A 22,541-nucleotide genomic window follows, 5' to 3' on the forward strand; every position below is an offset into this window, starting at 1 on the left:
GTGACCCCGACGGTGACCCCGACGGTGACCCCGACGGTGACCCCGACGGTGACCCCGACGGTGACCCCGACGGTGACCCCGACGGTGACCCCGACGGTGACCCCGACTCACACTAGAAAGCCGAAGCCGACTAAGAAGCCTCACAAGCCCGCGCCATGTTCCTACGACCATGGGCACCATGAGTCCTGCCACGAGGGGCTTGCTCTGGCACCGGCTCCTACGGTGGTCAGGAAGAACCTCCGAGTGACCGGCTGACGGTCCATCCCGCCGGTCAGGCTTGCGAATCATGAGGCGGCCGACCACTGGATCCCAGGAATCCAGTGGTCGGCCGCCTCATGGCATGCCGAATCCAAAGGACATGCTCGTGATGATGACGGGCCGTGTCTTTGGCTCTCTCTTGGATGGCAACTCGTCATGGTCTTGAAGGGTGAGCATCAGAGTCGTTGAGCGACCCACGGTCCATGTGCCTCCCGAGGACGACAATCGCGTGGCCGCTAGGGTCGAGACGTTCTTGATCGTCGCAGGGTTCGCCGGCATGCTTTTTCTCCTGCCCCGCCTGGATTGGGGCGACGGCTCGGTCCGCTATTTCCAGTTGACGGCCCTGCTCACGCAAGGCACGGTCCCGGACGGGAAATACTCGATGGTCGGGCCGCTGCTCTCGGCCCCGCTCTGGCTGATCGGGAAGCTCGTAGGATCGCCGGAGTGGTGGACACTGCGCTACAACACCCTTCTGGTCATGGGCGGACTGGCATTTGTCTGGTTCACCCTGCGGGACCGGCTGCCCCGGCGGCTCCTGCGGCGGTTCATCCTGCTGCTGATCTTTGCGTCGATGTTCGCCCACCATCAGCTGGGATACAACGGCGAGACCTTCACCGCCATCCTCGTTCTCACAGGGACTGTTGGGCTGGTCGCAGGCAAGGTCCGGCCAGGATGGCTGGCGATAGCCGTTGGGGTCGCCAGCACGCCCGCTGCCCTGCCCGCCATGGCGCTGATGACCACCAAGTGGATCTGGGACGTCCGGAGACTGCGCTGGGCACTGGCGGTTTGCTCAGCGGTTGCGCTGGTGATGGTGGAGGCGTGGCTCCGGCGTGGCAGTCCATTCGCGACTGGCTACGAGGCGGATGACCGTGGGAATCGCACGATCATGCCCTACTCCGGCCTGCCGGGTTTCAGCTATCCGATCTTCTTCGGGATTCTGTCGCTGGTCTTCTCCTTCGGCAAAGGCCTGCTGTTCTTCGCCCCCGGGTTGTTCCTGCCCGTACGAGAGCGGCTGCGTGACCTAGCCGCCGGACGGCAGCTTTACGATCTGTGGTTGGCATTCGTGATCGGGCTGCTGTTGCCGTACGCGATGTATTGGTCATGGAGCGGCTCGTCGTTCTGGGGGCCGCGGTATTTGCTGTTCGCGGCAGTGCCCGCCGCGTTCGCGCTGGCCGTAAGGTGCCATCGGCCGGGTGACTCGGCTGTGGCCGACTTCATCACAGTCTTGGCACTCGGCCTGTCGGTTTGGGCTGGGCTCAACGGTGCGGTGTTCGGGGACGTCGACGTTCCCAAGGTGTGCTGGCCCGACGGGGGCGGCCAGTACGAGGCGCCGATCTGCTTCTACACGCCGGAGTTCAGCGCGCTGTGGTATCCGTTCGTGGTGGGAGGCAAGCCCCTGAGTGCGGGTCAGTGGATATACCTTGCCTACGGCCTCGCTGTGGGCGCTTATCTGCTGGCGGGGCCGCTGCTGCGGATCGCCGGACATCTACGCACCTGGGCGGACCCGATGATAGCCCGAATCGCGACCGTTCGATGGTAGGGGTGGACATAGATGATCAACGTTGTCGTGCACGGCGCGGCCGAGTGGCCAGCCCGCCGGGTGCTGGCCGCGCCCGAAGTGAGGGAGATGTCCAGCCCGTACGGTCAGGCATGATCGACCTGCCCGGGGGAAACGACTTTCTGTGAACCGGCTTCCGAAGCCTTGATCCGGCAGTGCCGCTCAGCGAGTACGTCTTCAGCTGTCATGAGTGCCAGGCCCGAGCCTTGGCGGTTGGGAGGCGCTGGGATCGCACGCCCGCCGCCGTCTCCCCGAACACCGACTATCCCCTGCCGGAACACGGGAAAGCCTGTCGGGCCATGGGCAATTGGGCTCCCCAGCGGTACGACGGATTTGTGGTTCCTCTTGGTCTGGAATCCCATCGAGGCCGACGCACACACCCAAGGAGCCCTCCCAGGGAGGAAGCGCAGCTGAGACGGTTCGCGCGCAAGATCCGGCTGTAACACCAGGGCGCGAGTGTTACAGCCGTTTTCGCGCGTAGCGCGCTCAGAAGGGCGTGCGAAGCGCCGTTCAGCTCTTTCGCATGTCATCGTGCCGGGACAGCGGGGACAGGCTCCAGAGGGTCCGTCCCAGACAGGAAGCCTGTGTTAGCGCTGGTCATGGTAGGTGTGGGACGTCTGGGACAGTGGGGACACGAACTGTCCACCTACGGGCCTACATGCTTCATGCCATGGAGCTCCAGCACCTTGGCGACGGCCAGGGCGCGGGGGTGATATCGAGGAGCGTCCCAGGAGTTGAAGACGTTGTGTGAGGTGAGGATGGGCTCGCGGAAGATCCCTGGCCGGTAGAGGTCGGCCAGCACGCCCACGCTCTCGACTGCCTGCACGGTGTACAGGGCGAAGTCCGCCCGCAGCATGGGGCATTCCTCCAGAGCCGTGGGGATGCAACTCCAACACGTCGGTGGGGCGTTGGTACGGCCTCTGTTCAAGCCGGTGCGCTCGAACACGGTCTTGGTCAGGGGCCACGGGATCAGGTGTGATCCAGAGTCCATCGCCGGAGCGCCGCACACCTGGCACAGCAGCTTGTCCATGCAGCGCCACTGCCGGCGCGTGTTGAGCTTTCTCATGCGCTCAGGTCCCCGCAGTTCAGGCTTGTCGCGCAAGTCGCGGGTCCTTGCGCGGAGGATGCCCGGCCGCCAGGGTTCCGCTCTGGGTGGGACGATCCAGTCTCCGGGCTGTGATGGCTGGTAGGCCAGGCGTAGCCGCCCGGCGAAGGGCTCGAAGGCGATCGGATTTGTCACCAGCTCGTTGGCGAACGCGATCGTGTACGGGACGGTCGTGTACCCGGTCATGGTTGCACTTCCCTGTGTGGAGTCGGTCACCATGCGCTTAAGATTGCTCTATAGCGCAATAGCGTAAAGGTGCAGAAGCGCTATTGCACCAGAACCATGGGACGGTGCAGGTTGATCCGAACTCGTTCACGCCGCTCTATCGGCAGGTGGCTGACCTGCTGCGCGCCCAGATCGAAGAGGGCACACTGCGGCCAGGAGACAAGCTCAAGAACGAAGACGCCCTGGCGGAGGAGTTCGGTACGGGCAAGGCGACCGTTCGCCAAGCGCTCCGGCTCCTGCGTACCGAAGGGCTCATCGACACGGAGAACCGGCGGGGGAGCACCGTCCGGCAGCCACCGGAGTTGACAGTGGTGAGCCTGGAGAAGCCCGCGAGGATCACCGCCCGGATGCCGACGGCCAAGGAGCGCATGACCTTGAACCTGCCGGAGGGCGAACCAGTGTTGGTCGTCACCTATGCCGATGGACGGGCTGAGGTCCTGGCGCGATCAGCGATCGTCGCTGGTCCCGCGCCGGGGGATCGGGAGCAGTAGCCCTTGAGAGGTCCTGAGAAGCGAGAAGAGCGTTGCTCTGAACCCTCAGGTCCCCGGAGTCCCGGTCCTAGCGGGAAGGGGCTCGGGGCGGGAGAGCTCACATGAGCGCTGTTGCCAGTTCCTTGATGCTTGTCACGATGAGATCCGCTCCTGCGTCACCAAGCCGCTCGACCTTCCCCGGCTGATTGGCGTAGCCGACGGCAACCACCCCGGCGTGCTTGGACGCTTCGACATCAGTCGTGGAGTCGCCAACCAGCAGAGCAGAGGACGGCTCCACGCCGAGATGGACCAGCGCCTGATTGAGCAGGTGAGGGTTCGGCTTCATGAACGACGGGTCCGCGGTTGCTCGCGCGGAGACGTATCCCACCAGATCGGCAAGTCCTTCCCGATCCAAGAAGGTCGTCACCGCGGCCACGGAGTTGTTGCTGACGATGGCCACGGGCAGGGCCTTGCCGCGTGCCCGTTCCATGAGTTCCGACGCTCCCGGCGTCGGCCGTGCCATTCCAGCCGCCTTCACCTCCAGCTCGGTGAGTCTCCTCATGGCAAGTTCGTTGAGTACGTCGCCAAGGGATGCGCTGTGCCGGAACACCTCCAGCGGGTCATCGGTGGCACGCACTTTCGGCGGAAGCTGTGCGCCAGCTGCTTCCAGCGTGGCGCGGAGAGCATCCGCCACAGTAGGCGCCGGCAGTCCGGCGAAGATGTCGCAGAGTCAAGCGAGGAGGGGGAAGAGCCCTTCTAAGAGGCCAACTGAGACTGAAACTGAGACTGGAAAGCCAGAAGGGGTGCGCCGTGACTACGGCGCACCCCTTCTGAGCAGGCGGAGGATACGAGATTCGAACTCGTGAGGGGTTGCCCCCAACACGCTTTCCAAGCGTGCGCCCTAGGCCACTAGGCGAATCCTCCGCCGAAGAGCTTACCGGACTTCGCGCTGTGCGCGGACCACGATTTAGCGGCAGCGAGCACTGCTGGATGTGGCTAGACTGTGACAGGACCCCTCGCGCGGCGTCATCCTGTGAACCTCCCCAGGGCCGGAAGGCAGCAAGGATAAGCGGGCTCTGGCGGGTGTGCGGGGGGTCTCTTCGTTGGGAGCCCCCTCGCAGGCGGGATGGTCGCATGAGCCTTGCGCTTTACCGCAAGTACCGGCCCGGGACCTTCGCCGAGGTCAAGGGTCAGGAGCACGTCACCGAGCCGCTCCGCCAAGCACTGCGTACGGGGCGCATCAACCACGCCTACCTCTTCAGCGGCCCGCGCGGGTGCGGGAAGACGTCCAGCGCCCGGATCCTCGCCAGAAGCCTCAACTGCGAGAAAGGCCCCACTCCCGACCCCTGCGGCGTATGCGAGTCCTGCATCGCGCTCGCCCCCACCGGTCCCGGCCACCTCGACGTGATCGAGATCGACGCCGCTTCCCACGGTGGCGTCGACGACGCGCGCGACCTGCGCGAGCGGGCCTTCTTCGCTCCCGTCTCGGCGCGCTACAAGATCTACATCATCGACGAGGCGCACATGGTGACCCGCGAGGGTTTCAACGCGCTGCTCAAGCTCGTCGAGGAGCCTCCGCCGCACCTGAAGTTCATCTTCGCGACGACCGAGCCGGAAAAGGTCATCGGCACCATCAAGTCGCGTACCCACCACTACCCGTTCCGGCTGATGCCGCCCGCCACGCTGCGCGCGCTCATGGAGGAGATCCTCACCTCCGAGAGCGTGCCCTTCGAGCCGGCCGCGTTGCCGCTGGTCGTGCGGGCCGGCGCCGGTTCCGCCCGTGACTCGCTGTCCATCCTCGACCAGCTGCTGGCCGGGGCCGAAGACGACGGCATCACCTACGCCAAGGCCGTCTCGCTGCTCGGCTACACCGACGGTGACCTGCTGGACGAGGTGGTCAACGCCTTCGCGGCCCGTGACGGTGCGCAGGTCTTCCACGCGGTCAGCCGGGTCATCGAGGGCGGCCACGATCCCCGCCGCTTCGCCTCCGACCTGCTCGAACGCTTCCGCGACCTGGTCATCCTGGCCAACGTCCCCGAGGCGGCCTCCAGCGGCCTGCTCGACCGGCCCGCCGACGAGCTGGAGCGCCTGGTTCAGCAGGCGTCCTCGATGGGCCCCGCCGAGCTCACCCGCGCCGCCGAGGTCTTCAACGCCGGCCTCACCGAGATGCGCGGCGCCACCTCGCCGCGGCTGCTGCTCGAGCTCATGTGCGCCCGCGTCCTGCTGCCCGGGGCCGCCGGGGGCGAGGAGGCGCTGCTGGCCCGGCTGGAGCGGCTCGAGCGCGGGTCGGCTGTGGCTCAGATGGCCGCTCGCTCTTCTGCTGGTACGGCAGGCAGTCCTGGTACGGCGAGCGTTGCTGGTACGGCGGGCAGTGCACCTTCCGCGGCTCCAGCGGTCAGCCCCGCGGTTTCCGGGGCTCCTGCGTCTGCGGCGCCCGTGGGTGGGGAGTCGGCGGGTTCGGCGGCTTCTGGGGCGGCGGACTCCAGGCCGGCAGGTTCCGGCTCTGGCGTGGCGGGCTCGGGGCCGGCAGGTTCCGGTGTGGCGGACTCTGGGCGGACGGGTTCCGGTTCCGGGGTTGCCGCGGCGGATGACGACTGGCCGGAGACGGTGCGGCCCGGGCAAGGGGGTCAGCTTTCCGGAACGGGTGGCGCTTCGTCCGGTGCGGCTGCGTCCGGCGGACCGGCTGTGTCTGGTGGCATGGCCGCGCCCGGGAGCGGGGCTGCTTCTGCGGGCTCCTCGTCCGGAGCGGGCGCTGGGTCCGCGGGCGCGGCGTCCGGAGGGGGCGCCGCGTCCGGGGCCGGTGCTGGAGGTAGTGGCATTGCGGCGATACAGCAGCAGTGGGCTGCCGTACTGGCGGCGCTGAAGCAACGCAGCATCGTCGTCTGGGCGAACGTGAGCACCAACGCCCAGGTGGTCGGCGTCGAGGGCAACCTCGTCACGCTCGGCTTCAGCCAGGTCGGCGCGATGAAGAACTTCACGGGTGGCGGCAAGGACGCCGTCGTGGCGACCGCCTTGAGCGACGTGCTCGGCGGTACGTGGCGCGTCGAGGCCGTAGTCGGCGGCTCACCCCCGCCCCGCGGCTCCCAGAGCCACCCACCCACCGCCCCCAACCGCGGCCCTTCCCCCGCCCCAGCCAACCCCGCCCCAGCCAACCCCGGCGCAGGCAACCCCGCATCAGGCAACCCCGCATCAGGCAACCCCGGCGTAAGCAACCTCGCCCCGGGCAACTTCGGCGCAGGCAACTCTGGCGCGGGCAACTCCGGCCACGCGGGTCCGGGCTCCGGACACGCGAGCTCTGGTGTCGGTGCGGGAGCCTCGGGTCCCGGCACGCCCGACTCCGGAGCTCCCGGCTCAGGTGCGACCGGCCTCGGCGCGCCCGGTATGTCGGACGCCGGTTCTGCCAACCCTGGCGGCCCTCTTGGTACTGGGGGAGCCAGCGGCCCCGGCCTTCAAGGCGCCGCTAACGGTCCCGGCGGACCAGGCGTTTCCGGCGCGCTTGGCGGTGCTGGCGCGCTTGGCGGTGCTGGCGGGCTGGGCAGTGGCGGGGCTGCGGGCCAAGGTGAATCAGGTGGTTCCGGCGGCATTGCTGGGCCGGGAGGCTACAGCGCTGCTGGGCCTGGGGGCCACGGCGGTTCCGGTGATTCCGGTGGCGCGCCTGTAGGCCATGGAGGCACAGATGATCTTGGCGGCGTTGCTGGACCTGTCGCCCAAGGAGGTCTCGTCGGCGTAGGTGGATCTGTTGGCCATGGCGGTCTCGTCGGCGTTGGCGGATCTGTTGGCCATGGCGGTCCCGGTGGCGTTGCTGGATCTGTTGGTCATGGCGGTGCCGGTGGCGTTGCTGGATCTGGGGACCATGGCAGCTACGGAGAGTCCGGTGGGCTCGTAAGTTCTGGCGGGGCAGCGGGCGTCGGCGGGTCCGGTGGGCCTGGTGCGGCTGGAGCTGTGGGGCAGAACGGTGCCGGGTTGGCGGGCGGTGCCGGGTCGGCCGGAGGTCTCGGTGGTTCTGGGTCGGCCGGTGGTCCCGGTGGTTCCCGTGGTGCGGGGGGCGCTGGGCAGAGTGCGCCTACGACGGATGAGTCGTGGCCGGATGCGCCGGATGACGGAGGGCCTGGGATGCCGCCGTCGCTGGATCCGATGCAAGGTGTTCCCGGCTCCGGGTATGCGGCGGCTCGGTCGGCTGCCCTGGCGGCGGCTCAGGCGGGGCCTCGGGCTCCCGCGCCGAGGCAGGGCGGGTCGTCCGGCTGGCCCGAGTCGGTGCCGGGCCGTGGCAGGCCGTCCGACAGCGACGACGTCGACCCGCTGAACGACGCCGACGCCGATGTGGACGCGGTCTCGGGCATGGCCCTGCTGCAGCGCGAGCTCGGCGCCACGGTCATCGGGGAGATCGACCACACGTAACCACCCTGGTGGTTCCCATGCGGCCGTAACGTCGCTCAGCGTGGCATCGCCCGCCTGCCGTGCAACAGACAGCCGGCCGTGACGACGGCGAGCAGCGGGTAGTACGGCTCGCCGTACCGAAGCCCAAAGAGCGACAGCCCCACACGCCCGAGCACCCCACGCGCCCGAGCACCCCACACGCCAGGGGTACGGGACGGCCGAGGCGATGGGACGGAGAGTAGCCGGGAGGCGTCGGCTGGGTGGCCGGGAGAATCCCTGCGGGAGCGTGGCGGGAGACGTGGGTGCACGCCGGGGAGGGGCCCGCGCGGGAGGATTGGGGGGTGCGCCGGGGAGAGATGGCGCAGGGCCGGTGGGGGTTAGAGGAGGGTGGTTAGGCGGGCTCGGGCGGCGGCTGCGCGGTGGTCGGTGGGGGCGAGGGTGGAGGCGATGCGTTCGAGGACGAGCGGGTCGTCGCGGCCGTTGGTCGTCTGCGCGTAGGTCCACAGTTCGTCGGGGGAGCCGCGGCGCAGCAGGCAGGAGCGGACCTGGACTTCGAGCTCGTCCCGCTCGCGGCGGATCTCGGGTGACTCCGAGCGCGGCAGCAGCGGGCCCGTGTAGGCGCGGGCGAGCGTGTCGGGCGTGGCGCCCGACAGCAGGCGCCTGATCTCCAGGAAGTCCGCCTCCGTGGGGGAGTTGAGGTGGTACGGCTTGGCGCCGATGGTGCCGTCGAGTTGCGAGCGCAGCCGGTGGATCTCGGCGCGGATGGTGACCGGGTTGCCGTCGTCGCCGTACAGGTGGAAGGAGAGCTGCTCGGCCGTGAGGCCACGCGGATGCAACGCCAGCAGTGCCAGGATCTCGGCGTGGCGCAGCGAGAGCTGGATCTGACGGTCACCCACGGTGGCGGTGGGCATGCCCTCGCCGAGCAAGGTGAGGCGGAGCGTCGCGGGAGGCGCGGCGGGCGAGATCGACGCGCGCAGCAGGAAGCCGTCGGAGAAGGGTTCGAGCTGCGCGACCCGCCCGTCGGGCAGGATCATGCGCTCGCCGGTGCCGGGCAGCTGGATGCGGCGGCCGAGCGCGCCGCAGGGGTCGCCGGCCAGGACACGGCCGGTGGCCGACAGCAGGACGCCGGGGCGCGAGCGCAGCGCCTCGTAGCGGCGGCGCAGGAGCTCGTCGCGCTCGTACATGCGCAGGGCGAGCTGGGTCTCGGCGAGCCTGGCCGTGGCCGCGACGAGGGCGACGGTGGCGGGATGGAGGCTGGGCGCGGTGCCGCTCACGTCGACGCAGCCGAGCACCTGGTCGGTGTCGGGGTCGACGATGGGCGCGGCGCTGCACGACCAGACGTGCAGGACCCGCATCAGGTGCTCTTCCGAGTAGACGTGCACGGGCCGGCGGGCGGCCAGCGCGGTGCCGATGCCGTTGGTGCCCACCGAGCCCTCGGCCCAGTGGTGGCCGTCGGCGAGGCCGACCTGGTCGGCGATGCGCATGGTGCCGAGGTTGCCGTCGCGCCACAGGATCCGGCCGGCGGCATCGGTGACGATCATGATGTGGGCGCTCTCGTCGGCCATCTGGGTGAGCGTCTGTGCCAGCATCGGCAGCATCGGCAGCAGCGGATGGGCCTGCCGGACGTCGTTGATGTCCGTCTGGTCGTAGACCAGGGGTGCGGCTCTGCCTTCCGGATCGATCCCGGCTTCCATGGAACGCCGCCAAGAGGCGGTGATCAGGCGTCGAGGCCCGGCTGGCCAGGCCTCACCGGTCACCGCCGCTTCGTGGGCTCCGCGCAGCGTGCGGGAGTACGCGTCGAGATGGGCGTAACTCATCGGCCACTCCAAGTAGTCAACCGAAGCATCCGGGTTCAAGGAGCCGAGCGCAAGCCGTTCAGGGGATTGCGAAGGGTGATTGAACGATCGCAACCTGTGTGCAACGTTGTCCTTACTAGATTTTCTGCTCGACACGTCGGCGTGGTGCGGCCGCTCCGGCCGACGTGATGGCCGGGTCCTGGGCGCTGGAGGGGGGCCGGGACCCGGCCAAGGCCAAAACACCTGGCCATGCCAGTACATGAGGGCGCTCAAACACCGTAGGCTCGTTGAAGTCAAAGACGACGGAGCCGACGAGGAGCGCACGAAGGTGAATCCAGGGGATGTCAACCTGCAGCAGCTGCTGGAGCAGGCCCAGCTCATGCAGCAGCAGCTTGTCAGCGCCCAGCAGGAGCTGAACGACGCGCAGATCGAGGGCTCATCCGGGGGCGGCTTGGTGACCGCCGTGGTCAATGGCTCCGGGGAGCTGCTCGAGCTGAAGATCGACCCGAGCGTGGTCGACGCATCCGACCCGCAGGACACGGCCGACACGATCGCCGATCTGGTGATCGCCGCCGTCCGCGACGCCGTGCGGGCGGCCGCCGATCTGCAGCAGGAGAAGCTCGGGCCGCTGGCACAGGGGCTGGGCGGTGGCGGTCTCGGCCAGCTACCGGGGTTCTAGGTCATGTACGAGGGGGTCGTCCAGAATCTGATCGACGAGTTGGGCATGCTGCCCGGCGTCGGTCCCAAGAGCGCGCAACGGATCGCGTTCCATCTGCTGGCGGCCGATCCCGCCGACGTCAAGCGGCTCGCCCACGCGCTGCTCGAGGTCAAGGAGAAGGTGCGATTCTGCCGGGTGTGCGGAAACGTGGCCTCCGAGGAGGAGTGCCGCATCTGCCGCGACCCGCGTCGCGATACGCACGTCATCTGCGTGGTCGAGGAGTCCAAGGACGTCGTGGCGGTCGAGAAGACGCGCGAGTTCCGCGGCACCTACCACGTGCTCGGCGGGGCGATCAGCCCGATCGACGGCATCGGGCCGGACGACCTGCGCATTCGCGAGCTCATGACGCGCCTGGCCGACGGCCGGGTCACCGAGCTCATCCTCGCCACCGACCCCAATCTGGAGGGGGAGGCGACGGCTACCTACCTAGCCCGTCTGGTCAAGCCGATGGGTGTGAAAGTGACACGACTGGCCAGCGGTCTGCCTGTCGGCGGTGACCTCGAGTACGCCGACGAGGTGACCTTGGGCCGCGCGTTCGAAGGACGGAGGCTGCTGGATGTCTGACCAGTGGAATGTTCTCGCCGAAGAGATCGCGGGCCACGCCCAGAACTACGTGGACGGCCTGACGAGGGTCGCCTGTGGTGAGGGTGGCGACGGGATCTGGGCCCTGCTGCTGGTGGAGGTGGCTCAGGTGAGCCTGGCGGGGGCCAAGCTCGGCGCCAGCCAGGACGTGATCCTGTCCGGCAACAACGAACCGCCGATGAGCGAGGACCCGGACGTCGACGGCGTGCGTACGGCGCTGGCCGAGCGGCTGGGCGCGGTCGACGACTACGCCGAGGTGTTCGACCCGTACAAGGACACCGCTGTTACGGCCTACCGGCTCTCCGACGACCTCACGGCGGTCGCGGCCGACCTCATCCACGGGCTGCGTCACTACCACGCCGGGCGGCCGCACGAGGCGCTGTGGTGGTGGCAGTACTCCTACTTCAACACCTGGGGCAACCACGCGGGCGCCGCGATGCGCGCGCTGCAGGCCCTGGCCGCGCACACCCGGCTGGACGTGGCCGAGGAGGCGCTGTCCACATAGTGGTCCAGGCCAGCGGGACCATGAGACGGCCTCGGTAGACTGGCGGTTCACAGTCCAGACCGGGAGACTCTCGTGGCGCTCGTTGTGCAAAAGTACGGTGGTTCGTCCGTCGCCGACGCGTCCTGCATCAAGCGGGTCGCGCAGCGGATCGTCGCGACGAAAAAAGCCGGCAACGACGTGGTCGTGATCGTCTCCGCGATGGGCGACACGACCGACGAGCTCCTCGACCTGGCCGAGCAGGTTTCGCCGCTGCCGCCGGGCCGCGAGCTCGACATGCTGCTGACCTCGGGTGAGCGGATCTCGATGGCCCTGCTGGCGATGGCGATCGCCAACCTGGGGCACGAGGCGCGCTCGTTCACCGGCTCGCAGGCGGGTGTGATCACCGACTCCTCGCACGGCAAGGCGCGCATCATCGACGTGACGCCCGGCCGCATCCGCGAGGCGCTCGATCAGGGCCACATCGCGATCGTGGCCGGCTTCCAGGGTGTCTCGCAGGACACCAAGGACATCACCACGCTGGGCCGCGGCGGTTCCGACACCACTGCGGTCGCGCTGGCGGCGGCCCTGGAGGCCGACGTCTGCGAGATCTACACCGACGTGGACGGCATCTTCACCGCGGACCCGCGCATCGTGCGGGCCGCCCGCAAGATCCCCAAGATCTCCTACGACGAGATGATGGAGATGGCGGCCTGCGGCGCCAAGATCCTTCACCTGCGGTGCGTCGAGTATGCTCGCCGCTTCGATCTGCCGATCCACGTCCGCAGCTCGTTCAGCACCAAGGAAGGCACGTGGGTCGTGTCCGACCCTTACACAGAAGGAACCGAGATGGAGCAGCCGATCATCTCCGGCGTCGCGCACGACCGGAGCGAGGCCAAGATCACCGTTGTCGGGGTTCCCGACAAGGTCGGCGAGGCTGCCGCGATCTTCAGAACGCTGGCCGAGGCCGAGATCAACATCGACATGATCGTGCAGAACGTCTCGGCCGCGGCGACGGGTCGCACCGACATCTCCTTCACGCTTCCGACGGCTGACAGTCAGACGGCGCTCACCGCGCTGAAGAAGATCCAGGGTGACATCGCCTACGAGTCGCTCCTGTTCGATGACCAGATCGGGAAGGTGTCGCTGGTGGGCGCGGGCATGCGTTCGCACCCCGGCGTCACCGCGACGTTCTTCGCGGCCCTCGCCGACGCGGGGGTCAACATCGAGATGATCTCCACCTCGGAGATCCGCATCTCAGTGATCGTCGAGCAGGGCGACGTCGACTCGGCCGTGGCGGCCGCGCACCGCGCCTTCGACCTCGACGCCGACCAGGTCGAAGCAGTGGTGTACGGAGGTAGCGGACGATGAGGCCGAATCTTGCGCTCGTAGGGGCGACCGGTGCGGTAGGCACCGTCATGCGGGACATCGTCTCCAACCGCCCGGACATCTGGGGAGAGATCCGGCTCATCGCCTCTGCTAGGTCGGCGGGGAAGGTCCTGTCGGTCCGCGGTGAGGACGTCGTCGTCCAGGCGCTCACGCCCGAGGTCTTCGACGGCATCGACATCGCCATCTTCGACGTGCCCGACGAGGTCGCGGCGGAATGGGTCCCGGTCGCCGCCTCGCGCGGCCCGGTGGTAGTCGACAAGTCCGGATTTTTCCGGATGCAGCCGGATGTTCCGCTGGTCGTGCCCGAGGTCAACCCGGGCGAGGTGCGCAACCGGCCCAGGAACATCATCTCCACCCCGAACTGCACGACCCTGTCGATGATGGCCGCCATGGGCGCTCTCCACTCGGAGTACGGTCTTGAGGAGCTCGTGGTCGCCTCCTACCAGGCGGTCTCGGGCGCCGGCGTGGCCGGTTCCGCCCGGCTCTACGACGAGGTCGAGGCCCTGGCCGGCGACCGTTCGGTCGGCCAGAAGGCCGGCGACGTGCGCCAGGTGCTTGCCGACAAGCTTGAGGCGGAGTCGCCGTTCCCGGCCCCGATCGCGTTCAACGTGGTGCCGTGGGCCGGCTCCTACAAGGACGGCGGCTGGGCCTCGGAGGAGCTCAAGCTCCGCAACGAGTCCCGCAAGATCCTCAGCATCCCCGACCTGAGGGTGTCGGCGACCTGCGTGCGGGTGCCGGTCGTGACGACCCACTCGCTGGCGGTCCACGCCCGCTTCCAGCGGCCGATCACGGTCGCCGACGCGCACCGCGTCCTGGAGGCGGCACCCACGGTCGTCCTGATGGACGACCCGGCCAACAACGTCTGGCCCACCCCGGCTGACGTCGTCGGCACGGACCCCACCTACGTGGGCCGGGTCAGGCAGGCGATCGACTTCCCGAACACGCTCGACCTGTTCGTCTGCGGCGACAACCTCCGCAAGGGCGCGGCCCTCAACGCCGCCGAGATCGCCGAACTGGTCGCCCAGGAACTCTGACCCCCAGAACGGCAGTGCACGGCAGGCCGCTCCTGGCCGCCGTGCCGCTGAACTGGTTGCTCGGAAGTTCTTACGGCTTCTGCTGCACGGCGGGGCACGGTAGGCCGCTACTGGCCGCCAAGCTGGTTGCTCGGGGGTTGTTAGGGCTTTTGTTGTACGGCAGGGCACGGTTGGCCGCTACTCGCCGCCGTGTCCTGCCGTCCTGCTGTCGGCGACACGCATGGGTGGGCCCGCTTGCCCGCCGCCACGGTCTTCCGGTATCCGGGCACCACAGCCCGCCTGACCGCCGTACAGCGGCGCCGACCCCCGCCGTCCCACACCCCGCCGCCCCGGCGCCCCGTGAGGTCCTGGGACCTCGACGGTTCCCTGGAGACCACCCACAGGCGCCGCACCGGTTATCTGGGGTTGTCAAGAGAACTAGCTGGTCAGCTGCTTGAAGGTCGTTCAGGCACGTGAGGCGAGTAGGTTGGCCACGGCTGTCGCACCTAGCCGCAGGAACCGTGAAGCGGGTTCCTCCCTCCGGAGCTCGATCCCCGGACGGTGCTGATCACTTCGGGCTTGATATTCGCTGTGCCTGGGGTGACGCGTGTTCGTAGGATCCGTGCATGACGGACGAGAATGAGCGAGCAGTGATTGATCATGGCCTTGACGTGGGAGTTGTCGACGGTTTGACGCCGTGAGGCCGATTTCGGGTGGTTATCGAGCCTTAATATCAGCGGTGCTTCAGCGACGTCGGGTTGGTCAGCGCGGCGAGACTTCGGTGGGTTGCTGCGGTTCGGGTGCGTCTTCCCGAAGGGGATTCTCGGATTCGGTGTGACCTGGTCCGCTGGCCGAGGCGGCGTTGCGTAGTGCCGTCTCGACTCGGCGGTTGCTGGTCATGGTGGCCGTGACGGCGGTCATGGCCAGGAGGAGGCCACCGGCGGTGTAGAGCGGGGTGCGCAGGTCGTAGGTGGTGGCCAGCCAGCCGCCGAGCACGGCGCCGAACGGGGCTGCGCACATGGCGAGCATGCGGGAGGTGGAGGCGACGCGGCCCATCAGGTGGGCCGGGACGACCGCCTGCCGCAGAGAGGGTGCGAGCACCATCGTGGCGCCCATGCCCGCCCCGCAAACGGCAAGAGCAAGCCCGGCCACGTAGGGGTTCGGGGCGGCGGCAAGCCCCAAGATGGCCAGTCCTTCGACCGCGGCCGTGCAGGTCAACGCGGTGCCGGTGCCGAGTCGTCGGCCGAGGAAGGAGGCGATGCCCGCGCCGAGTAGGCCGCCGGTGGCCTCCGCGGTGAGGAGCAGGCCGAAGCCGAAGGCTCCGATTCCGAGACGTTCGTGCGCGAAGAGAGCCAGGACGGTCTCCACAGCGAGGAAGGCGATGTTCCCGACCGCCGGGCGGAGCGCGAGGCCGAGCAGCAGCCGATCCTGGAAGACGTAGGAGGCCCCGGCTCGCGCTTGGCGGAGCAGTGACTCGTGGGTGCCTGCGGTAGGCCGTGGCATGGTGGGCAGCGATCGTACGAGCAGGGCGGAGAGCGCGAACGACACCGCGTCGGCGAGCAGCGGGACCGCCCGCCCGAGCGCCAGCAGCGCACTGCCCGCGGGCGGCCCCGCGAAGCCGGACGCGGCGGTCTGGGTGCCGCGCAGCCGGGAGTTTGCGCGTTCCAGGAGTGCGGGGTCGCGGCCGAGCAGATCGGGCAGGTAGGCCGTGGCGGCCGTGTCGAAGAAGAGGCCGCCGAGGGCGAGCAGGAAGGCGACGGCCGCGAGCAGCGCGATGCTCAGTACGTCGAGCGCGGCTGCTGCCGCCGGGATCGCGAGCAGCACCGCACGCGCCGCGTCCGCGCCCCACATGGTGCGCTGGCGGTCCCAGCGGTCCACCAGCGCACCGCCCAGCATTCCGAACAACAGCCAGGGCAGCGTCCCGGCGGCGGTGACGACGGCCAGCGCCATCGGATCCTGCGTCACAGTCAATGCCAGCAGCGGCAGCGCGGCATGTGTCACCCCGTCACCGAGCGAGGAAACCGTCTGCGCGGTCCACAGCCGCCCGAACCCGGTCGGAGGCTTCGCGGTCACTTGGCGTCCCCCTCGACCTGCTGGCGCGGAGTCGGCCGGAACAGCGCGAAGGCCAGTGACACGTCCGGAAGCGATGGATCAGACAGCGCTCTGTACTCATCCGCCAGTGCCTCCAGCCGCGCTCCCAGCTCCGTGAACTGCTCCTCGGTCAGCCGCAGATGTGCCATCCGTACGTACCGCTCGCCGTCCACCGGTGACGCCTCCAGGTCCGCCACCGCATTCCGCAGCAGCACGTCCGGCTGCCCCGGCCCCGGATCGGGTAGCACGATCGACCGCGCGGCCATCGCGTAGTACCGCTCGGTGACCCCTCTCACCTTCCGCGTCCGCACCACCTTCACCAGGCCGGCCCGCTCCAGCAGCCGCACGTGATAACTGGAACTCCCCTTCGCAAGGCCCACCCGCTGGGCGATCTGCGTGATCGTCGCCGGCTCGAAGCGGAGCACGGCCATGATCCGGTGACGCGTGAGATTGGAGACGGCGCGTAGCTGCTCGTCAGTGGTGACGTGAAACGTCTCGGGGAGATCATCGGTAGACATGGAACCCAATAGTCAACGACTCTTGACCATTACGCAAGTGGATTTTGTCCGTTGTGTCGAGTTCTATGGGCCAAAGCCGCAGCAGGATGCGCAGCGCGGTATGCCGGGACAGGCGCACGGCCGGCGCGGACAGGACTCGCATACCGGCGCGTCCGGCCAGCTCGCGAACTACCGCGCCGATCTGGGAAGCCAAGCGCCGTGGCGGCGAGAAAGCGTCCTCGACTCGCCGGAAGCGCCGGTCGCGGGCCGTCAGCGCGCGACGGCGGGCGGCCGGTCGCGGCAGCCCGCCGTACAAGAGCACTCATGATGTCGTGCAGGAGCGCCCATGATGACGTGCAAGGGCGCTCATGGTGCCGTGCGAGAGCACTTATGGTGCCGTGCAAGGGCGCCCATGATGACGTGCGAGAGCGTCCGTAGAGCCGTGCAGGAGCGCCCCGAGAGAGTTGCTACCGGAAAAGGATGTCCCAGTGGCTGGACTCGCTGGCGAAGACGGTGCCGGTCGGGGTGCGGTAGACGGTGGAGCCGTCGCCGCGGACGCCGCTTCTGGACTGGCTGTTGGTGATGTAGTGGTCGATGCAGGTGTTATGGGTGATGTCCAGCTTGTAGCCCTGCCCGTGGCTGTAGCGCCCGGGTGCGTGCCCCGATTCCGTGCCCCCCGTGACCAGGATGGGGCAGCCGCTCTCCTGCCGGAGTGCGATGATCGAGGTGATGGTGGACGTCCGGACCGCTTCCAGGGACGTGCAGCTGGACTGCCGCCTGTCAGTGCAGTGACCGGACGACTTCGCGCGGACTCCCGCGTCGTGCAGCCAGTCGACCGCCCTGGTGTTCGAGATCCGGATCGCCGCGTGACGGGGCCTGGCACGAGCTAGTTCGACTGGCTTGTCGGCCTTGGCCAGGTCGGCGTACCAGCGTGCTGTTTCGATCGCTCCTTCGATCGCGTAGTGGCGAGTGATCAGCGTCGGCGACCGCTTCGGCTCGGAGTTCGCTATCCGCTGAGTCGCAGATGCGGACGTTGCGAGCGCGATTATGGTGATCTGTACGCCGAGAAGCGCGACTCCAGCGAGCCGCACCGTTCCACGTATCCACATGTCGATGCCTTTTCGCGGAATAGCCCTTCCGCCAGAATCATCAATCCCACCGTTCACGCATGATGACCCCTGGATCAGGCGTAACTTTGCCCTGTGGTGGCGATCACCGTGCGGCTCCATGACCGAACACGGCCGAGAGACGTAAAGTGACGAACGTGTCCGAAGCCCGAAACCGAGGATCGGAGAGCACCCGAGAGGTCATTGTCGAGACGGCCTTGCGACTGTTCCGGGAGCGCGGCTTCGATGCGACGACGATGCGGGCCATCGCGGCCGAGGCTGGTGTATCCGTAGGTAACGCCTACTACTACTTCGAGAGCAAGGAGGCCTTGATCCAGGCCTACTACGACCGGGCCCAGGCCGAGCACGAAGCGGCCTGCCGGGAGTTGCTGGCCACCGAGACCTCTTTCGCCGCCCGGCTGAGCGGCGTGTTGGGCGAATGGGTGCGCGTGTCGGAGCCGTACCACGAGTTCGCCGTCAAGTTCTTCAAGCATGCCGCCGAGCCCACGAACCCACTGAGCCCGTTCAGCGCCCAGTCCTCCCCCGCGCGGGAGGCGTCGATCGCGATCTACCGCCAGGTCGTGGAGGGCTCGCGTGACCGCATGGACTCCGACCTGCGCGAGGAGCTGCCCGAGCTGCTCTGGCTGCTGTCGATGGGGATGGTCCTGTTCTGGGTGCACGACACCTCGCCCGGGTGTGTCCGCACGTTCCGCCTGATCGATGTCACGGTTCCGCTCGTCGACCGCCTCGTCGGGTTGTCGCATTTGCCGGGATTGCGAGGCATTACCAAGGATTTCATCGCGGCGGTCCACGAACTGCGGGCATGACATGATTACTCTCGGTAATCATGGTGTGGTTCCTGGTCGCGGCTGCCGTCGCCGTCCTGCTGGTCGCTCTGGTCGTGCTGCGGCGCAGAGGCAGGAGTGACGAGGGCCACGGTCCTGCCGCGCTGGACTTCGCCGTCAACCTCGCGCTGGCGGTCTACCTGCTGGTGCTCGCGTACGCCGCGGTGCTCGGCCACGACGCGATCGACGCGGCGGAGACCGACGCCGCGGCCGAGGCGGAGAGCCTGACCGAGCTCTACTGGGCCGTCGCGCCGCTGCCCGAGGCCGCGCCGATCCGCGCGCAGGTGCGCCAGTACACCACCCAGTCGATCGCCCTCGACTGGCCGCTCATGCCCGGGGGCCGGCTCTCGCCCGTGCCCGGGGACACGCTCGACGACCTGCGGATCGCCGTGCAGCGCCTGCACCCGGCCGGCATCACCGGCCTCCGCTCGCGCTCGGACGCCCTCGGCAGGGCCGCCGACGTGAGCCACGCGCGCGGCGTGCGGGCCGGCGACGCCTCCACCAGCCTTGACCCGATCTTCCTCGTCTCGATGATCGCCTCGGGGGCGCTGGTGATCGTGCTGCCCTGGCTGGCCGGGGTGCGGCCGAGCCCGGCCTCGATCACGAGCGACCTGGTACGGGTCTGCGTGGTCGTGGTGGGGGTCGTCATCATCGTGCTGCTGGCCAAGCCGTACTCGGGGCCGGGTGCCGTCCGGCCGGACGCCTTCCAGGCCGCGCAGGGCCAGTTCGACGCCATCGACCGGCACTACGCCGCCGAGCGCTAGCGGCGGCGGATCGTCGTCCTGCGGCCCAGCGTGGAAACGGCCGTCACGGAGATGGCGCCGGTGAAGATCACGACCAAGGCGGTCGCCCGGTCCATCCCCTGCCGCCGCTCGGCGAACCTGCTCGTCACCGATGTCGTCTCGTCGGCCTGTACGGCAGGCCGGCCGGGGCCCGGGCGCCGGGGGCCACTGCTGGGCGTCTGGCGGGCGCTGGAATGCCTCGGGGCGGCCTGGGGTGCGTCCAGGCGTGGCGAGGGTCGCTGGGGGTGCCGGCGGGGCGTCGACGGCTGTGCGGGTGCGTGTGTGGGCCGGAAGGAGGCGGGCCGCCTGGACCCGCCCGGGCCCCAAGGAACGTGGGCCGAATGGCGATCCGGCATTGGGGAGGGCGTGGGCGTGACGACGGATGGCGATTCTTGGGCTGGGCTGGGCGTCGGGGAGGCGGGGGACGGCGATCCCTCGGCGGGGCTGGGCGTCGGGGAGGCGGGGGCGTCGGGAGTCGCGGATGGCGGCGCGGGGCAGCGGGCATGGCCGAAGAGGTGGCCGAGGAAGGGGCGGGAGCAGGCGCAGGCGGCGGCCGGCCGGACGACGGGCACATCGACGTCGATCACCTCGCGGTGGACCGTGTCGATGCAGATCGGCACCGGATCGTAGGCGGGCGGCTCGACGGGAGAGGCCAGGGCGACGGCGCAGAGCACAGGAAGGAGCGCCGGCCCGGTTGCCAGCACCCCCGCCGCGAGCAGCCGCCGTCCCCTCATCGTGGTCAAGTTCTAGCACGTCACAGCCGACATTCCCGGCAACCGGGCCGCAGCGTAGCGACGCCATACCGTCTGGTTGGTATGGTCGAGCAGAAGCGAGGCTCACCCCTGGAGGCCGGTTTGACGCAGAACTGGGGCATGACGATTCCCTTCCATGACCGCTCGCTGGCCGACTCGCGGGAGCTGATAGCCGAGCTGCCCGCGCTCGGCTACACCGACGCCTGGTCCGCCGAGGTCAACGGCAACGACGGCTTCCTCCCCCTGGCGATGGCCGCCGAGTGGACCGAGGGCATCCGGCTCGGCAGCGCGATCATCCCGGTCTACACCAGGGGTCCCGGGCTGCTGGCGATGTCGGCGGCCACGCTGGCCGACCTCGCGCCGGGGCGGTTCGTGCTCGGGATCGGATCCTCGTCCCCGGCCATCGTGGAACGCTGGAACGCGGGCACGTTCGCCAAGCCGTACGCCCGCACCCGCGACACGCTGCGCTTCCTGCGCCAGGCGCTGGCGGGGGAGAAGGTCTCGGAGAAGTACGAGACGTTCGAGATCAAGGGGTTCAAGCTGGAGCGGGCGCCGCGGGTGGCGCCGAAGATCGTGCTGGCGGCGCTGCGGCCACGGATGCTGCACCTGGCCGCCGCGGAGGCCGACGGCGCGATCACCAACTGGCTCGCGCCCGAGGACGTGCGGAAGGTCAGGGCCGAGGTGGGGCCCGGCACCGAGCTGATCGCGCGGTTGTTCGTGTGCGTCAGCGAGAACGCCGAGCAGGTGCGGCAGCTGGCCAGGTGGATGATCGCCAGCTACCTGACCGTGCCGGTCTACGCCGCCTTCCACGACTGGCTGGGGCGGGGCGAGGTGCTGCGGCCGATGCACGAGGCCTGGGCCGCCCGCGACCGCGAGACCGCGCTCAAGTCCATCCCCGACGAGGTCGTCGACGCCCTGGTCATCCACGGCGACGCCGCGACGTGCCGGGCCCGTATCCAGGAGTACGTCGACAACGGGCTCGACACCCCCGTCCTCGCCCCGATCCCCGGCGGCGAGATCCCTCTCGCCCAGGCCGTGCGCGACCTGGCCCCCCGAGCGTGAAAGGGGACGAGCATGGACGACATCCTGCGGCTGGACGCGATCGGGCAGGCGGAGGCCGTTCGTGAGGGAGCGGATCCCCGCGAGCTGGTCGAGGCGGCGATCGCCAGGATCGAGGCGCGCAACCCGGCGCTGAACGCCGTGATCTACGAGCGGTTCGAGCGGGCGCTGGAGGAGATCGACCGGATCCCGAAGGAGGCGCCGTTCCGCGGGGTGCCGATCCTGCTGAAGGACCTGGGCTGGCAGCAGGCGGGCGAGCCGTACAGCGCCGGGTCGCGGACCATGGACGGGGTCAGGATCGACGCCGACGCGCACGGGGTGGTGAAGCTGCGGGAGGCGGGCTTCGTGGTGCTGGGCCGTACCAACACTCCGGAGTTCGGCAGCACGATCACCACCGAGCCGCGCGCGTTCGGACCCACCCGCAACCCCTACGACCCGGGGTTCTCGGCGGGCGGCTCGAGCGGCGGGTCGGCGGCGGCGGTCGCGGCGGGCATGGTGGCGATCGGGACGGCCAGCGACGGCGGCGGCTCGATCAGGATCCCGGCGAGCCTGTGCGGCCTGGTGGGGCTGAAGCCGACTCGCGGGCGCTCCAGCTTCGGGCCGACCCTGGGCGAGGGCTGGAACGGTTTCTCCTGCAACGGCTTCGTCACCAGAACGGTGCGTGACACGGCGGCGGCCCTGGATCTGATCTCCGGCTACCAGCCGGGCGACCCGTACGACGCGCCCGCGCTCGGCAGGCCGCTGGCCGAGGAGGTGGGCGCAGACCCCGGCCGGCTGCGGATCGGGTACGCCGACGTGCACCCGCGCGGCGACGTCCCAGCGGAGCCCGAGCTGACCGAGGCCGTGGCCGGGGCGGCGCGGATCTTGGAGGGCCTGGGCCACGACGTCGAGCCCGGACACCCGGCGGCGCTCGGCGATCCGGACTTCCCCCCGCACTTCGGCGCGATCGTGGCCAACAACCTGGCCGCCGAGATCGAGAACGTCGGAGTGCTCCGCGGCAAGCCCGTCGACCTGGAGGAGCTCGAACCCAGGAACGCCGCCATGGTCTCGGTGGCCAGGGGGCACAGCGCAGCCGACCACATCCTGGCCACGCAGTGGATCGACCGCTTCCGCCGCCGGATGACGTCCTGGTGGAGCGGCGGGTTCGACCTGCTGCTCGTGCCGTCGGTCGGAGTCGCGCCCTTCCCGCTGGGCTGGATCCCCGAGGACGATCTGAGCATCGGGTTCGGCAGGACCGCGCACGTGGTGTCGTTCACCGCGCCGATCAACGCCACCGGGCAGCCGTCGATCTCGCTGCCGCTGCACAGGACCGCGACGGGGCTGCCGGTCGGAGTTCAGCTGGTGGCGGCCATCGGCAGGGAAGACCTGCTGATCAGGATCGCCGCCCAGATCGAGGCGGCCCACCCGTTCGACAGTTAGGAACCGCGGGGCACGGGT

At 69.2% G+C, this 22,541-nt stretch carries 19 protein-coding genes, 1 tRNA gene, 1 other RNA gene and 1 pseudogene; 14 read left to right on the forward strand and 8 right to left on the reverse strand.

Features of this window, described 5'->3' with window-relative positions; genetic code table 11:
* Window positions 1-511: 511 nt before the first annotated feature.
* Window positions 512-1,798, forward strand: coding sequence for a hypothetical protein (locus tag ACIBHX_RS48125; RefSeq protein ID WP_397075218.1), 1,287 nt, complete (start codon window positions 512-514; stop codon window positions 1,796-1,798).
* A gap of 664 nt (window positions 1,799-2,462) precedes the next feature.
* Here the strand turns inward: ACIBHX_RS48125 and ACIBHX_RS48130 are convergent.
* On the reverse strand, window positions 2,463-3,107 hold the full coding sequence (locus ACIBHX_RS48130; RefSeq protein WP_397075220.1) for a hypothetical protein: 645 nt from the start codon (window positions 3,105-3,107) through the stop codon (window positions 2,463-2,465).
* 104 nt (window positions 3,108-3,211) lie between these two features.
* Between ACIBHX_RS48130 and ACIBHX_RS48135 the strand changes: the two genes are divergently transcribed.
* Window positions 3,212-3,637 (forward strand): GntR family transcriptional regulator, encoded by a 426-nt coding sequence (locus tag ACIBHX_RS48135; protein WP_397075221.1) that lies wholly within the window; start codon window positions 3,212-3,214, stop codon window positions 3,635-3,637.
* Window positions 3,638-3,734: 97 nt separating this feature from the next.
* Here the strand turns inward: ACIBHX_RS48135 and ACIBHX_RS48140 are convergent, their stop codons facing one another.
* Window positions 3,735-4,310 carry an HAD family hydrolase gene (locus ACIBHX_RS48140; RefSeq protein ID WP_397075222.1) on the reverse strand — a complete coding sequence of 192 codons (576 nt, stop codon included), beginning with the start codon at window positions 4,308-4,310 and terminating at the stop codon, window positions 3,735-3,737.
* A gap of 145 nt (window positions 4,311-4,455) precedes the next feature.
* A tRNA-Ser gene (locus tag ACIBHX_RS48145) sits at window positions 4,456-4,540 on the reverse strand.
* A gap of 83 nt (window positions 4,541-4,623) precedes the next feature.
* On the opposite strand from ACIBHX_RS48145, the gene ffs reads away from it, so the two are divergent.
* Together ffs and ACIBHX_RS48155 are read left to right on the forward strand one after the other, a co-directional pair.
* An RNA gene (gene ffs, locus ACIBHX_RS48150) (signal recognition particle sRNA small type) lies at window positions 4,624-4,719 on the forward strand.
* A gap of 31 nt (window positions 4,720-4,750) precedes the next feature.
* Window positions 4,751-6,802 (forward strand): annotated as a pseudogene (locus ACIBHX_RS48155) (DNA polymerase III subunit gamma and tau); the annotation flags it as partial.
* A 1,568-nt stretch (window positions 6,803-8,370) separates the two neighbouring features.
* Here the strand turns inward: ACIBHX_RS48155 and ACIBHX_RS48160 are convergent.
* Window positions 8,371-9,810, reverse strand: a complete 1,440-nt coding sequence (locus ACIBHX_RS48160) for a GAF domain-containing protein (RefSeq protein WP_397075223.1) — start codon at window positions 9,808-9,810, stop codon at window positions 8,371-8,373.
* Between the two features lie 307 nt (window positions 9,811-10,117).
* Between ACIBHX_RS48160 and ACIBHX_RS48165 the strand changes: the two genes are divergently transcribed.
* The 5 genes from ACIBHX_RS48165 to ACIBHX_RS48185 all read left to right on the forward strand — a co-directional run bounded on the left by ACIBHX_RS48165 (window position 10,118) and on the right by ACIBHX_RS48185 (window position 13,993).
* The gene (locus tag ACIBHX_RS48165; RefSeq protein ID WP_397075224.1) at window positions 10,118-10,468 is read left to right on the forward strand and encodes a YbaB/EbfC family nucleoid-associated protein; all 351 of its coding nucleotides are present in this window, start codon (window positions 10,118-10,120) and stop codon (window positions 10,466-10,468) included.
* Between the two features lie 3 nt (window positions 10,469-10,471).
* Window positions 10,472-11,071, forward strand: coding sequence for a recombination mediator RecR (gene recR / locus ACIBHX_RS48170; protein WP_397075225.1), 600 nt, complete (start codon window positions 10,472-10,474; stop codon window positions 11,069-11,071).
* The gene (locus ACIBHX_RS48175; protein WP_397075227.1) at window positions 11,064-11,594 is read left to right on the forward strand and encodes a DUF5063 domain-containing protein; all 531 of its coding nucleotides are present in this window, start codon (window positions 11,064-11,066) and stop codon (window positions 11,592-11,594) included. Before recR ends, ACIBHX_RS48175 begins: the two co-directional genes overlap by 8 nt.
* Before the next feature lie 72 nt (window positions 11,595-11,666).
* Window positions 11,667-12,941: an aspartate kinase gene (locus ACIBHX_RS48180; RefSeq protein ID WP_397075229.1), complete on the forward strand. Its 1,275-nt coding sequence runs from the start codon at window positions 11,667-11,669 to the stop codon at window positions 12,939-12,941.
* Window positions 12,938-13,993 (forward strand): aspartate-semialdehyde dehydrogenase, encoded by a 1,056-nt coding sequence (locus ACIBHX_RS48185; RefSeq protein WP_397075231.1) that lies wholly within the window; start codon window positions 12,938-12,940, stop codon window positions 13,991-13,993. The genes ACIBHX_RS48180 and ACIBHX_RS48185 overlap by 4 nt, the downstream gene beginning before the upstream one ends.
* Before the next feature lie 741 nt (window positions 13,994-14,734).
* Here the strand turns inward: ACIBHX_RS48185 and ACIBHX_RS48190 are convergent.
* A complete protein-coding gene (locus ACIBHX_RS48190) occupies window positions 14,735-16,045 on the reverse strand; it encodes an MFS transporter (RefSeq protein ID WP_397075232.1) in 1,311 nt (436 codons plus the stop codon).
* Window positions 16,042-16,581, reverse strand: a complete 540-nt coding sequence (locus ACIBHX_RS48195) for an ArsR/SmtB family transcription factor (protein WP_397075234.1) — start codon at window positions 16,579-16,581, stop codon at window positions 16,042-16,044. The genes ACIBHX_RS48190 and ACIBHX_RS48195 overlap by 4 nt, the downstream gene beginning before the upstream one ends.
* 37 nt (window positions 16,582-16,618) lie before the next feature.
* Here ACIBHX_RS48195 and ACIBHX_RS48200 point away from each other — a divergent pair, with 37 nt between their 5' ends.
* Complete coding sequence (locus ACIBHX_RS48200; RefSeq protein ID WP_397075378.1) at window positions 16,619-16,888, forward strand: hypothetical protein; 270 nt, start codon at window positions 16,619-16,621, stop codon at window positions 16,886-16,888.
* 139 nt (window positions 16,889-17,027) lie between these two features.
* Here ACIBHX_RS48200 and ACIBHX_RS48205 read toward each other — a convergent pair whose 3' ends face one another.
* Window positions 17,028-17,651 carry a hypothetical protein gene (locus ACIBHX_RS48205; protein WP_397075236.1) on the reverse strand — a complete coding sequence of 208 codons (624 nt, stop codon included), beginning with the start codon at window positions 17,649-17,651 and terminating at the stop codon, window positions 17,028-17,030.
* 164 nt (window positions 17,652-17,815) lie between these two features.
* Here ACIBHX_RS48205 and ACIBHX_RS48210 point away from each other — a divergent pair, with 164 nt between their 5' ends.
* Window positions 17,816-18,493 (forward strand): TetR family transcriptional regulator, encoded by a 678-nt coding sequence (locus tag ACIBHX_RS48210; protein ID WP_397075238.1) that lies wholly within the window; start codon window positions 17,816-17,818, stop codon window positions 18,491-18,493.
* Window positions 18,494-18,513: 20 nt separating this feature from the next.
* Window positions 18,514-19,275 (forward strand): hypothetical protein, encoded by a 762-nt coding sequence (locus ACIBHX_RS48215; RefSeq protein ID WP_397075239.1) that lies wholly within the window; start codon window positions 18,514-18,516, stop codon window positions 19,273-19,275.
* Here ACIBHX_RS48215 and ACIBHX_RS48220 read toward each other — a convergent pair.
* The gene (locus ACIBHX_RS48220; protein WP_397075241.1) at window positions 19,272-20,027 is read right to left on the reverse strand and encodes a hypothetical protein; all 756 of its coding nucleotides are present in this window, start codon (window positions 20,025-20,027) and stop codon (window positions 19,272-19,274) included. The two genes, ACIBHX_RS48215 and ACIBHX_RS48220, sit on opposite strands and share 4 nt — an antisense overlap.
* Before the next feature lie 138 nt (window positions 20,028-20,165).
* Between ACIBHX_RS48220 and ACIBHX_RS48225 the strand changes: the two genes are divergently transcribed.
* Both ACIBHX_RS48225 and ACIBHX_RS48230 read left to right on the forward strand, forming a co-directional pair.
* The gene (locus tag ACIBHX_RS48225) at window positions 20,166-21,107 is read left to right on the forward strand and encodes an LLM class F420-dependent oxidoreductase (RefSeq protein WP_397075242.1); all 942 of its coding nucleotides are present in this window, start codon (window positions 20,166-20,168) and stop codon (window positions 21,105-21,107) included.
* Between the two features lie 12 nt (window positions 21,108-21,119).
* Entirely contained in the window at window positions 21,120-22,523 is a 1,404-nt protein-coding gene (locus ACIBHX_RS48230) for an amidase (RefSeq protein WP_397075244.1), read from the forward strand.
* Window positions 22,524-22,541 lie beyond the last annotated feature (18 nt).

Origin of the sequence: Nonomuraea sp. NPDC050536, assembly GCF_044457685.1 — a bacterium.
In the GTDB taxonomy this organism is placed as follows: Bacteria; Actinomycetota; Actinomycetes; order Streptosporangiales; family Streptosporangiaceae; genus Nonomuraea.